The organism is Paenibacillus sp. FSL H7-689, from assembly GCF_000517905.1.
Classification (GTDB): domain Bacteria; phylum Bacillota; class Bacilli; order Paenibacillales; family Paenibacillaceae; genus Paenibacillus; species Paenibacillus amylolyticus.
Genome location: NZ_ASPU01000014.1, coordinates 31,129 through 44,683, shown reverse-complemented (window position 1 = coordinate 44,683; position 13,555 = coordinate 31,129). Strand labels below are relative to the sequence as shown.

Genomic DNA, 13,555 nt, shown 5'->3' with positions numbered 1-13,555 from the left:
AAGAATTCATTTGTTTGATCGATTAGAGAGAGGAGGCACGTATTCTCGAATCATTCAATCTGTATGCATAGATTAACTGCACTGCTTGTTAAAAATAATAGAATAAGCGGAGGTATGGTTATGTTCAAAAAATGGAAGAAATTTGGCATCAGCAGCTTGGCACTGGTATTAGTGGCTGCGGTAGCCTTTACGGGATGGAGCGCTAAAGCATCAGCAGCGGACGCTTCGCAAATAGTGTCTGAGATGGGTGCAGGATGGAATCTTGGCAATCAGCTGGAAGCAGCGGTGAACGGTACACCGAATGAGACAGCTTGGGGCAATCCTACGGTAACTCCAGAGTTAATCAAAAAGGTAAAAGCGGCAGGCTTCAAATCCATTCGTATTCCCGTTTCCTATTTGAGTAACATTGGAAGCGCTCCCAATTATACAATCAATGCGGCATGGCTGAATCGAATTCAGCAAGTCGTGGATTATGCGTACAATGAAGGTCTGTATGTGATCATCAATATTCATGGTGATGGGTTTAATTCCGTACAGGGTGGATGGCTACTCGTGAATGGTGGTAATCAGACTGCCATTAAGGAAAAATATAAGAAAGTGTGGCAGCAGATTGCCACCAAGTTTAGCAACTACAATGACCGCCTTATTTTTGAATCCATGAACGAAGTATTCGATGGTAACTATGGCAATCCAAACTCGGCGTATTACGCCAATCTGAACGCATACAATCAAATCTTCGTGGATACGGTTCGTCAGACTGGAGGTAACAACAATGCCAGATGGTTGCTGATTCCAGGATGGAATACCAATATTGACTACACTGTTGGTAATTATGGCTTTGCTCTTCCAACAGATAATTACAGATCCTCAGCTATTCCTAGTTCGCAGAAGAGAATCATGATCTCAGCACACTATTACTCTCCGTGGGATTTTGCAGGTGAGGAAAACGGCAATATCACACAGTGGGGTGCAACTTCTACGAACCCTGCCAAAAAGTCTACTTGGGGCCAAGAGGATTATCTTGAATCGCAGTTTAAGTCCATGTACGACAAATTTGTAACTCAGGGCTATCCTGTAGTGATTGGTGAGTTCGGTTCTATTGATAAAACGTCCTACGATTCCAGCAACAATGTCTATCGTGCTGCATACGCCAAAGCAGTTACCGCAAAAGCTAAAAAATACAAAATGGTTCCTGTTTATTGGGATAACGGGCATAACGGTCAACATGGATTCGCATTGTTTAACCGTTCAAACAAAACCGTGACGCAGCAAAATATCATTAATGCCATCATGCAAGGTATGCAATAAATTACTGTCTGGCTGTATCCGTGTAAACGGCGTGTTCCTGTAAAAGGGACATGCCGTTTTTTTGTGCTACTGGAGATGAAGATGAACAACATTTACCAATGCATTTTACATAAGCCACATACAGAATTCATTAAATCCCACAATAGCTTTTATATACTTAATTTGCTTGATATAGCGAACTAAAAGGACTAGGTGGTAGACAGAATGTTAAAAAAACGTGATTTGCAGGAATGCCTTTCACTGTACAGCTTAATAATGGACCCCGCAGTTTCTCCTTACGTTCGTTATCAATGCCAATCGTATGAAGAATATCTATTCCTGACCAAACAATTGATGGTCGAAGAAGAGCAAAAGACAGTGATTTCCCGAACGATTTTGAATGAAACAGGGCAGCCTATTGGAACCATTGATCTATATCATATTGAGCATCAAAGCGGTTTTTTAGCCACTTGGATTGGTTCACCGTTTTTTGGAAATGGGTATAGCCAAAGAGCCAAATCAGCCTTTTTTGTTGAATTGTTTCTGGAACATGGGATTGAAACGGTATTTATGAAGATACGCAAGCAGAATATAAGATCCAGAAAAGCAGTACAAAAACTGCCTTATGTGAAGTTAGCCAATGATGTGTATCCAGATGTATATCAACGGATTAATTTGAATGAACAGATGTATGATCTGTATTATGTTGAACGGTCAGCCTTTTTCGAAAATAGTATGGATCTGCACCAAGTGGTAGCTACGTAACTTATTCAGAGAGCGTCAACAGCGGCGTCAGTGATGACGCCGCTATTTGATATAATGATATAGGAACGGACCGTTAATATAACATGCAGGAATATAGACTAGAGAATCGAAAGACATTAAGTAGATAACCTCATAAAAAGTGGACGGTTAATCAAGGAGGCATGAAATGAATAATATTAACAAGATTTTGGGTGTAGTCCTCATGCTTGGCAGTGTGTTTATCTCAACGATGGAGAGAATTTCAATCCGAGTCTCTGTCGCTATAGTAGAAGCAGGATATGCGTCAGGAGGGACGAACGTACCCCAGTTTGCTCAGATGAACGAGCATCCAACAGGTTTACTCGTATACTTCATGTTTTTTGTTGGATTCATACTATTGGTGGCGGGATTCCCGGGGAGTTATAAGAAAAATCGTAATCATGGGTATAACAAGGAAGTTTAGCTTGAGGAGGGATGAAAGTGGCCCAACAGGAGGAAGTGTTATCAGGAGGTAATGTGAATCAGGTTGTCCGAATAGGTGAGACGGTTCGCCGGCATGCGAAACCAAATCCATATGTGCATGAATTGCTATTACATCTCGAAAAAGTTGGTTATGATCATGCCCCTCGATTTCTGGGAATAGATGAACAGGGGCGAGAAATCCTTTCTTACCTCGAAGGCATCGTTCCAGGCAATGATTATCCTGATTTAGAAGCATATATGTGGTCAGACGAATCATTGATTGAAGTCGCTAAACTGTTGAGAAGTTACCATGATGCGACCGTTGGATTTACAACAACATCAGTTTCAACGAACAGATATCCAGGCATAACAGAAGATGAAGTTGTATGTCATAACGATTTTGCGCCGTATAATGTGGTGTTCAAGGATGGCCGTCCTCAAGGCATTATTGATTTTGATATGGCGGGTCCGGGTCCGCGAATGTGGGATATCGCCTATGTCTTGTATACATCCGTTCCACTCGCAGATTTCTCACCAGAGGTGGATGGAACAGGTGTAATGCCATACACCAGTCAGGCGCACGGAACTATTCGAAAAGAACGGATTGCCTTATTCATGGCAACGTACGGGCTGAGTGTTCCAGCAGATTTGAAGTATTGGGTCATATCCCGTATCCGTTTCATGTGTAAAACACTGACTGATCGTGCGGCTGATGGAGATGTCGCTTTTATGAAGATGGTCGAAGAGGGTCATCTGGCCCACTATGAGAAAGAAGTCATTTTTCTTGAAAACCATTGGGGTGAATGGGTTTGAAAGGTAATGCTAATGGACCGCGTGATAGCCTACGGGCTGGACAGCGGTTTTTTTTGTGTCATCTTCGAATCCCTATAAATTCCTTTCTAATCATTTTCAACAATTGTGATCAACAATACAGCAATATAGTTCAGATTAGATCGAAATAACTGTGATACAATTCATTGTAAAGCGCTATCATTGTAAATTATTAAACTATATTGCTTTTTATATTCTGGGAAGGGAGATCTTACTGATGCTAACCATACACACCCCGACGAATATTGCTTTGCAGGAAAATGAAGTTTATGTGCGATCAGAAGCAGATAATTTTCAGGATGAATGGCCTGTTCATACGCATAATGGGTATGAGATACATTATTTTATTCAAGGAGATGCAACCTTTTTAATCGGTGACCGAATATATAAGCCGCTGCCTGGAGATATGTTTATATTCAGAGGTGGTGTGCCCCACCGAATCAATCCTTCAAGAGAAATGGTGTACAAGCGAAGTTTTGTCAATTTCACGGAATTATTGCTTTTGGACATGCTTGCTGTCAGTCAGTTAGAGAATCTGATGTCCATATTCCGTCATCCCAATGGGTTATTGGTGCATTGGCCTCCGGAGGAGCGTGAGTATATCACAGCTATATTTAAGGGAATCAAGGAGGAGATGGGGGCAGGAAATACAGGGTACAAAACAATGGTCAAATTGAGTCTTACCCAATTGCTACTGCGGATTTACCGGAAAACAACCAGTGAGCAATCCGCCAATCCTATCTTATGTTCTTCCCAGAAGCAGACAAGCGTAAGCCGGGTTCTTCATTATTTAAACCAGAACTATACGGAGAATGTTTCATTGGATGAACTGTCCAAAACACTCCATTTGAATAAATACTACATTTGTCATTCTTTCAAAGAGACGACGGGATATACCATAAGCAACTATGTTATACGGAAAAGAGTTGCAGAGGCCAAAAAATTGTTGCTGTCTACGGATGCACCGATTTTGTCCATATCTGAGACGCTAGGTTTTAACACACCTGTATATTTTAGCAGGGCCTTTAAACAATATGTGGGTGTATCACCACAGTTATTCCGTAAAAGTGAATTGCTCAACGAAGCCAAAATTCATTAGAACCTTCCAAGGAGATGTTGATATGACAAGAAGAACAACGTTTAAGCTCATCACTAGCATGGTATTGGTCATGTTATTCATCGTATTGACTGCTTGCGGAAATTCAGGTACCAATGCTAATCCAAAACAAACAACCCTGGATTTCCTGTGGTTCTCTGACGGAAAAGAAGGAGAAGTCATCAAGGAAATCATTAAAGAGTATGAGCAGACCAATACCAAGGTTAAAATCAACCTGATTGAAGTTGGCTTCAAGGATATCCAAACCAAATTAAAAACAATGTTATCCGGTGGAAAGCCACCTGCCCTGAGCCGGGTCACGGATACCGGATCATTTGCTAATCAGGCGGTTGATCTGACACCTTACGTGGACAATGCGGACCAATTCGAGGATCAATTTATTGACTCACTTAAACCTTATTATGTTATTAATGACAAGCTGGTAGCGGCGCCTATGGATGTTACAGCGAATGGGCTTATTTATAACAAAACCTTATTTGATAAAGCTGGCGTCAAAGTACCGACCTCTCCTGACCAGGTATGGACGTGGGATGAATACACAGCTGCGTTAAAAGAGGTTATGGACAAAGGCGGAGCACGTTATGGCATGGTATGGGATGTCACACCGCATAGATGGTCCACTCTTTTGTATCAGAATGGCGGAAGCATCTTAACAGAGGATGGCACTGCGGCAGCGATTAACAATGAAGCCGGAATCCGTAGCATGGAGCAGTTCAAGCAGCTTCATCAAGAAGGGATCATGCCCGAATCCGTATGGCTCGGAGGGGAAAATCCGAACAACCTGTTCCGTTCCGGGACGGTGGCTACCCACTGGGCTGGCAACTGGATGATCAGCAATTACAAGGATATCACTGATTTTGAATGGGGAGTCACCTATATGCCAAAAGGAACACAACGTTCTTCAGTGCCAGGCGGGAAGTTTCTGATGGCTTTCAAAGGCAGCGGATATGAGCAAGAAGCAGCAGAATTTATTGAATACTTAACGTCCAAAGAAGTGAATTCAAAATATAACCAGGAGTCATTGTTTATGAGTCCGCGGAAGGACAGCTCTGTATTGAATTATGAATTCGGCAAGGAGATGTTTGAAATTTTCGCAGATGAACTGAAGAACAGTTCGCCTCTTGCAGCTAATGACTGGTCCAGACAGACGATTATATCCAAAATTTCAACCGACCTGAAAAATAATATTGTTGAGGTTTTATCCGATAAGGCAACTCCGCAGGAGGCATTGGATCGAACAGCCAAGCTGATTAACGAGGCTATTGGCAGTCAATAAACGTAAAGCCATGTGGTTAATTCGTATACGGGGGCTTAGCGATTCCTGTAAAGCCTCCCTTTCGAATAACGCATAAGGAAGGGGCAAGCAGATGAGTGAAGGACAACGATTAAACAAAAATACGCTGGCAAAACAGAACAGGAAGCTCGTTATTGCTCCTTATCTGTTTATACTACCCAACCTCCTGATCTTTGGAACTTTTATCGTATTTCCTTCTTTATTGGGCCTCTATTATTCCTTCCATGTCTATGATGGATTGAACCCAATGAAGTTCAACGGGCTGGATAATTATATCAAAATTATAGGGGATCGGGAATTTTGGTCGACCATCGGACGAACGGGGATTTATGCAGCAATTGTTGTCCCGCTAATATATGCAGCAGCGTTAGGCATTGCTTTGCTGCTTGCGCGCGAGATTAGAATGCGCGGGTTCTTCAGGGCCGTATTTTACTGGCCGACCATGATTTCTTACATTATCGTAGGATTGACCTGGAAGTGGATTTTCGGAGATTCATTTGGCATTTTGAATCATCTGTTAACCGTGGTTGGTGTGGAACCTGTCGGCTTTTTAACCTCTTCCTTTTGGGCAAATACGGCTGTAATCATCGCGACAGTATGGTCACGTGCAGGCTTTTTCATGGTTATTTTTATCGCGGGTTTGCAGGCTATACCTACGGATTATTATGAGGCTGCCCGCTTGGATGGGGCAACGGGAATGAAGGTGTTCCGCTATATCACGCTCCCGCTTTTGAAGCCCACAAGCTTGCTTGTTGTTATGCTGACTCTGATTGACGCGTTCAAAGCATTTCCACTTATGTTTGCGCTTACAGGTGGTGGTCCGGGCAAAGATACTACCTATATTGTTCAATATATTTATGAGATTGGCTTTAACAGACAGGAGCTCGGTCTGGCCAGTGCCATGTCGGTGATACTGTTTATCCTTATTGGTGGATTCTCGGCTCTGCAATTCCGTCTATCGAAAGGAGGGGCTACGTAATGGTAATGAAGCCTATGGTCAAAATCTTCATCTACAGTCTGTTAAGTGTTGCCGCAGTGGTGTGGCTCCTGCCTGTCCTGTGGGTCGTGATTTCTTCTCTAAAAACGAATAGCGATCTGTACAGCTTCCCTCCCAAGTTATGGCCGCAGCCAATCACCTTCGAGCATTTCAAGGAGGCATTCAGTAAAGGCGATTTTGGCTTGTATTTTATGAATAGTACGATCGTAACTGTAAGCTCAACGTTGCTACTGTTATTGATTAACTCCATGGCAGGTTTTGCATTGGCGAAATATCGCTTCCGCGGAAGCGCGATCATATTAATCGCTTTTGTCTCAACACTCATGATTCCGATTGAGGTAATTATGATCCCCATATTTAAGGTGCTGAGCGCACTGGGGCTGTATAATAGCCTACTCGCGATTATTATCCCGCCAGCAGCAACCCCGACAGGTGTGTTCCTTATGCGGCAGTATTTGTTGTCCGTACCGGACGAGTTGTTGGAAGCTGCCCGGATGGATGGAGCGGGCGAATGGAAAATTTACTGGAGCATTATTCTTCCGATAGCGAAGCCGATTCTTGCGGTGCTCGCAATCTTCTCCTTCATGTGGAGATGGGATGATTTTGTATGGCCGTTAATTGCGATTAGTGATCCATCGAAATATACGATTCAGCTTGCACTCTCTAATTTTATTGGAGAATACAACGTGGATTGGGGAAGTTTGCTTGCGATGTCCGTCATCACGATGCTTCCAGTACTCATTGTTTTTATGGTTTTCCAGCGATATTTTGTCAGCGGTATGATTACTTCAGGAATGAAAGGATGAGTTGAATGTCAGATACCACCCGGAGTGGGATGGATACCTTGAATTATAAACCTATGAAATTAGGTCACAATCAGGTCATTAATCATTGGATGATCAGCGGCATATATACAAAGCCTGTTGCCTTTGTTCCAACAACGATGGAGGGAGATATTAATGATTGGCTTATTGATGGTTTTGCCATTCATGAGAATCCATGCAGAAAGGAATTTGTAGAACATAGGAGAACGCAGCCTGTGAACCGATTTTTTGATCAATGGAGCGAGTTTCCTAGCCCGGGAGACGACTTCGTTGGAGAAGAGAACGGAATGCCTTGGACACTGTATTCACCTTGGAATAATCCACGGGTGGAGCAATCAGGATTTTGGTTTGTACCGACACATCTGCGCAGTTACGCGGCGACAAGACTCATTTCTACAACTGCTCATACCGCCTCTTTGCGGATTAAGACCTATGGCAGTCTGACGTTGTGGGTGAATGGGGAAATGGTAACGGATTTTGCGCCACTCATGCGTAACAAAGAGCAGGAAATCGTTATTAAAGCTGAACTTGTAGCTGGAATCAATGAGATCTATGCCTGCTGGGAGGATCTGGCTGAGCGGGATACGATGTATGCTTTTGCGGTGGAATACCTGGGAGACGAGGAATTAGTGATTTCCCTGCCTATTGCTCCTCATTTGGCGGAGTCTGTAAAATCCGCAGAGCAAGCCCTCGAACAGGCTTATTTTCCTTCGGATCTCTTCAGAGGTGAGCAGATTAAGCTCAAGCTGCCGCTTCCCTTGCCGGACATCGTTAGAGAGATTGATATTCAGTATGGCAATTTTTTTGACGGTACCGAAAACAAGACGATACACATCGCCGAAAAGGAAACGGACTTGGTCCTGGCACATACGAATCAACTCGGTCATCATTACGTATATTTCACGCTGGCTATTTCAGTTTCAAATGTTGTACTAACCAAGAAGTTTGGCTGCCAATCCTATGATACGAGCTATGATGAGGCTGCTCAGCAAGCTGCGGATATTGAAGCCCGCAAATCCCTGGCTCTGCAATGCATTGCTGAGAAGGGCAGTCCCAATATTCATAAGGCCATCGCCATGCTTAAAACAGGAGGCAATCTGCGAGAAGCGGAGAACATTTTGCTTGAGGGTGTGGAAGGGATTGAGCAACGGAAGGATTGCAGTGACTTCTATCTGGTGGGACTGTTCCGTCTTTGGAGAGATGAGCGAAATAGCGGTCTGTTCAGTGAATCGTTCTGGGATCGGGTGAAAGCAAGTATTCTGGGCTATCGGTATTGGATTGATGAACCTGGCGATGATGTGATGTGGTTCTTCAGTGAGAACCATGCCTTGTTGTTCCATACCAATGAACTGTTAGCCGGACAGCTGTTTGGAGATGAAACGTTCAGCAACAGTGGTGAATCCGGTGAAGTACACCTTCAAAAAGCAGAGCAGAGGCTTGCATTATGGTTTGAGCGCTTTTTGGATGAAGGATTGGCAGAATGGAATTCAAGTGCATACATTCCGATTGATGCGGTTGGGTTGTTGCATATCTATGAATTTGCCCATAATGAACAGCTCAGACAGCAAGCCAAAAAGGCAATGGACCTATTATTCTATTATATTACCGTTCAGATGCATCAAGGAGTCTTGTCCACAACGTTTGGGCGCAGCTATGAGAAGGAACTGCTGGGTGGTTATGCAGCGGGAACCACTTCAATGTGCTGGATCGCTTATGGCGTTGGCAATGTAAACAATTATTCAATAAGCAATGTTGCCTTGAGTTTATCCGATTACAGTCCTCCAGCAGAATATCAGGAGCATCTGTTGCTCGGGGACAATCAGCAGTTAGTGTTCGCCAATCAGCAGGGCAAGGGAGGTTACGCCAAGCTCTATCACTGTCGGACCAAGGAATACTCCTTATCCTCAATCATTCGCTTTCGTCCAGGCAAGCCAGGTTATCAGGAGCATGTCCAGCATTTATCTCTGTCACCTGAGGCGCTGATCTGGGTGAATCATCCGGCAGAAATATACAAGCATGGGGATGGTCGACCTTGCTTCTGGGCTGGGAATGGGATATTGCCCGATGTTGTTCAGCATGAGGGGATCGCTTTGATGATGTTTGATATTCCTGCGGATCACAACTCTGACTGGACACATGCTTATTTTCCTACTCACTCCTTCACGGAATGGGTAAGGCATGAGAACTGGCACTTTGCTCGTTTGGATAAGGGTTATGCAGCTATATATGCGGCCAACGGGACGAGTATGGAGAGCAGCGGGGTGACAAGAGAACGTGAGCTTATTTCACCTGGCTTGCGTAACGCCTGGATTATAAGAGCAGGAAGCGAACAGCAATTCGGGTCATTTGACGCTTTTATCAACCAAGTTTGTTCTGCAAGCCCGCAATTCGATAATCAAGCTTTAACTCTCACTCTAACAGACCCGGTATATGGTCCAATTCAATGGGGAATGAACAAGCCTTTTCTTATTAAAGAAGAGGAAATTATACACGAAGGTTATGGAGTGAAGGGACAACTGAAGTTACTGGACATGGAGCGCTGAATCGTGTGTAAGAAACCAAGGGAGTGATAACCAACATGCTGAATCAAATGGTGCTACAGGAGAGAATAAGCAAGGTATCCCAAGCGATGGAGTCTATGAAAAACACAAGCATCAATGAACAGTTTCCCATCGGACTAATCGACATACATCTATGGGAATGGCCACAAGGTGTCGGTCTGTATGGCTTGCTTCAGCTCCATGAGGCAACGAAAGATCCCAAAGTGCTAGAATTTCTGGAATCATGGTATAATGCAAGGCTGATGGAAGGGTTACCGGAAAAAAATGTGAACACCTGCGCTCCGCTCCTTACTTTGATCTCATTATGCGAGCTGACCGGAAACAAGGAGTACGAACAGGTCTGTGAGGAGTGGAGCAGTTGGATCATGGATGGACTGCTGCGAACCGGAGATGGTGCGTTTCAACATATGATCACGGGAGATGCCAATGATGGTCAAATTCTGATTGATACCCTGTTTATGACGGTGCTATTTTTGGCCAAGGCAGGGGTATACTTCAAGAAACCCGACATGGTGGAAGAAGCCAAACGACAGTTCCTTGTGCATATCAAATATCTATATAACAAGAAAACCGGATTGTTCTATCATGGCTGGGATTTCAATGAAAATCATAACTATGGTGCTGTTCATTGGGGAAGAGGCAATGCATGGTATACGGCGGGAGTTATGGATTTCCTGAATATCATTCCGATCGAAGACGGGCTAAAGGCCTATCTGTTGGATACAGCAACCGCTCAAGTCAGAGCACTGAGCAAGCTTCAAGGTGAGGATGGCATGTGGCACACTGTGCTGGATGATCCAACCTCTTACAAAGAAACCTCGGCAACGGCAGCGATTGGATACGGCATTCTTAAGGGAATACGGTATGGATACCTGGATGAATCCTATCGCCAGAATGGTTTGAGAGCGCTTGAAGCGGTGTTAAAACAAATTGATGATCACGGCGTTGTACAGCAGGTCTCCTATGGTACACCTGTGGGGCAGGATGCTCAGTTTTATAAAGATATAGCGATCAGTCCGATGGGTTATGGACAAGCACTTACGTTGTTTATCCTGATTGAGGGCTTACGGGCTCCAACCGCCGAATAGAATAAGGCAGACTTGTACGGAGGATAGGGGATACAGTTTCCTGTATCCTCCTTTTTGTTTTAGTAAGCTCGAATCTCGATTAATTCGGCATATCTGCTGCCATTTGTGGCATCAATTATGATTCTCAGAGCCTGAGCTGATACAGGGATATCCAGGGAATGAATAACTTTTCTTTTGTGATTTTCTTGCACACTTGCGACTTGTGTCCATTCTCCAGCCGAAGTCAGTATATCTACGCGATAATCACGCACCAGCTCAGGCATCACACGGAATGTTGTGTGATGGTGATGTAGATTAACCAGATCCTCGTTCACATCATCATTAAACGTCAAGTGCAACTCAGCCAAGGTTTGTGGCTCTTCCCATGTCAGTTGTACCCATTCAGGATTGCCAGACTGCATCGGCTGCGACATCCACTGTTGCGGCCCACCGTAAGGGCGATGATAACCGTTAATCGTGTTGTCCGCTGAATATGCCGAAGTCTCAGAGAGGGTACGACAGCAGAATGGCTGACGCGCCAACCCCTGCATGGACCATAATACGACAGGCTGATCCGTGGCATGATCCTCCAGATTTTTGGACACGTGGTTTTCTTCTGTTTTGAAGAAGATCAGCACCCCGCTGTGTGCTTCTGTCGAATGGTAGAGTGAGACGGCTTTATTGGAGCGGATGATTATAAAAGCATTCTGTGGTTCTTCCGGTCGCCATTCGATTGGCAGCTTCACCCACTGCGCATTTCCTGTTGTAATGTTAACAGTCGCCGTAACTTGTAACGAATGCGGGACGTAGTTCTCCTTACGCCCCGTATCCCACAGCTCTACCGTCAGCGCGGTATCGCTGGATGCATCCAGCAGCAGCTCCAGGCCGCTGAGCACTGGATGCACAGGCAGCAGCAGGGCAACATCCGTACCCAGTGGGTACCTCTTGCCAGGCTGCTCAAGAGCGATGCCCGTCAGCGTGCTGGAGGCTGTAACCTGGGCACGCCGGGCCAGATCCAGCTCATCGTGGCTGCGCACCCCGATGATGGAAGCGTCCTGCCGCAGCAACGTCTGCTGCAGCACCGCCAGATGCCTCGCGTGCAGCTCGCGCGGCGATATCCCCATGGACGCGCAGAGCGCCGCGCCCGTACCCGCGGCTTCGCCGATGACCGCGCATGTTGCCATGACGCGCGTTGTGCCGAAGGCGACATGTGATGCACTGATGTCGCGCCCGGCCATGAGCATATTCCGCACATTCGCGGAATACAGCGAGCGGAACGGCACGTGATATACGCCATCGGCATGCATATGCTTCGAGCCACTTGCTTCGGCGTACATGCCCTGCGGAGGATGCAGGTCAATGGACCAGCCGCCAAAGGCAACGGCATCCGGGAACTCCCGCTGGCTGATAATATCGTTCTGGGTGAGCACATAGTCACCCGTGAAGCGGCGGTACTCCCTTTTGCCAGGCAGAGAACCAATCCACTCCAGCGTCATATTGTCGGCATCAAACTTGCCGGAATTCTTGATATAGTCCCAGATCCCGTAGATCACGGACCACAGTTCATCACGGATCAGCTCATTGTCATGAACGGTGTCATGTTCACCGCCCCATTCAATCCACCAATAATGACAACCGGAATCCCCGCTGCGAATGACCCGGCGAATCGGAATGCTGGTCTGTGTAATATCCTTGGCAAAAGAAGGCGGGATATAACGGACAGGCGCACCAGCATCCTTGGTATAAAAGAGAAGTGTACTGCCCAGCGTGATCTGATCAGCCACCTCTGGTGCCCACTCTTCGCCATACTCGCTGCGGGCTTCCCGGCCGAGTGCAAACTTGGCTCCAGCCAGAAAGCCTACCAATCCATCACCCGTACAGTCCAGATAGATCTGACTTTCGAATCGGATTTTGCGCTCAGAACCCATCATCCAGCCAGTGACAGAGGTGATCTTTCGTTCATCCCCATCGCCAGTAGCCTCGACTTCATGTACATCCGTGTTCAGGTACAGGCTGATGTTGGATTCAGCTCGAACGGCTTCCAGAATGATCAAGTCCCAGAGATAAGGATTGCCCTCTGGATTACGATACTGATTCTCTACAAATAGTTCCCCCATAATACCCGTTTCCCGGGCATAACGGTTAATCCCGTGGGCGGTGGCACCGCACACCCAGACCCGAACCTCGCTGCTGGAATTGCCGCCAAGCACGGGGCGGTTCTGCACCAGCGCCACCTGCTGCCCCATGCGGGCAGCGGCTATCGCGGCGCATACACCAGCAAGTCCTCCGCCGATGACGGTGATGTCGTTTTGTACATGCTCTTGTTTCATATCTGTGACCTCCTTAACTGAAGTTAGATCCACCTTCACTC

Annotated in this window: 11 protein-coding genes; 10 read left to right on the top strand and 1 reads right to left on the bottom strand. The window is 45.7% G+C overall.

Annotated features, from left to right (window positions below; translation table 11 throughout):
* Positions 1-120 precede the first annotated feature (120 nt).
* From C170_RS09895 to bglB, 10 genes are all read left to right on the top strand, one after another.
* A complete protein-coding gene (locus tag C170_RS09895; RefSeq protein ID WP_036609069.1) occupies positions 121-1,308 on the top strand; it encodes a glycoside hydrolase family 5 protein in 1,188 nt (395 codons plus the stop codon).
* A 204-nt stretch (positions 1,309-1,512) separates the two neighbouring features.
* Positions 1,513-2,052 carry a GNAT family N-acetyltransferase gene (locus C170_RS09890; RefSeq protein WP_036609067.1) on the top strand — a complete coding sequence of 180 codons (540 nt, stop codon included), beginning with the start codon at positions 1,513-1,515 and terminating at the stop codon, positions 2,050-2,052.
* 166 nt (positions 2,053-2,218) lie between these two features.
* Positions 2,219-2,494, top strand: a complete 276-nt coding sequence (locus C170_RS09885; protein WP_036609065.1) for a hypothetical protein — start codon at positions 2,219-2,221, stop codon at positions 2,492-2,494.
* Positions 2,495-2,511: 17 nt separating this feature from the next.
* Positions 2,512-3,306 carry a phosphotransferase gene (locus tag C170_RS09880; RefSeq protein WP_155985046.1) on the top strand — a complete coding sequence of 265 codons (795 nt, stop codon included), beginning with the start codon at positions 2,512-2,514 and terminating at the stop codon, positions 3,304-3,306.
* Between the two features lie 235 nt (positions 3,307-3,541).
* Entirely contained in the window at positions 3,542-4,423 is an 882-nt protein-coding gene (locus C170_RS09875) for an AraC family transcriptional regulator (protein WP_036609061.1), read from the top strand.
* 22 nt (positions 4,424-4,445) lie between these two features.
* A complete protein-coding gene (locus C170_RS09870; protein ID WP_036609059.1) occupies positions 4,446-5,717 on the top strand; it encodes an ABC transporter substrate-binding protein in 1,272 nt (423 codons plus the stop codon).
* 91 nt (positions 5,718-5,808) lie between these two features.
* Positions 5,809-6,714 (top strand): carbohydrate ABC transporter permease, encoded by a 906-nt coding sequence (locus tag C170_RS09865; RefSeq protein WP_036609058.1) that lies wholly within the window; start codon positions 5,809-5,811, stop codon positions 6,712-6,714.
* Entirely contained in the window at positions 6,714-7,538 is an 825-nt protein-coding gene (locus tag C170_RS09860; protein WP_036609056.1) for a carbohydrate ABC transporter permease, read from the top strand. Before C170_RS09865 ends, C170_RS09860 begins: the two co-directional genes overlap by 1 nt.
* Before the next feature lie 5 nt (positions 7,539-7,543).
* Positions 7,544-10,099, top strand: a complete 2,556-nt coding sequence (locus C170_RS09855; protein WP_036609054.1) for a hypothetical protein — start codon at positions 7,544-7,546, stop codon at positions 10,097-10,099.
* Between the two features lie 35 nt (positions 10,100-10,134).
* Positions 10,135-11,205 (top strand): beta-galactosidase BglB, encoded by a 1,071-nt coding sequence (bglB, locus tag C170_RS09850; protein ID WP_036609052.1) that lies wholly within the window; start codon positions 10,135-10,137, stop codon positions 11,203-11,205.
* A 59-nt stretch (positions 11,206-11,264) separates the two neighbouring features.
* On the opposite strand, the gene C170_RS09845 is transcribed toward bglB, so the two are convergent.
* On the bottom strand, positions 11,265-13,547 hold the full coding sequence (locus C170_RS09845; protein ID WP_327196634.1) for an FAD-dependent oxidoreductase: 2,283 nt from the start codon (positions 13,545-13,547) through the stop codon (positions 11,265-11,267).
* Positions 13,548-13,555: the final 8 nt, after the last annotated feature.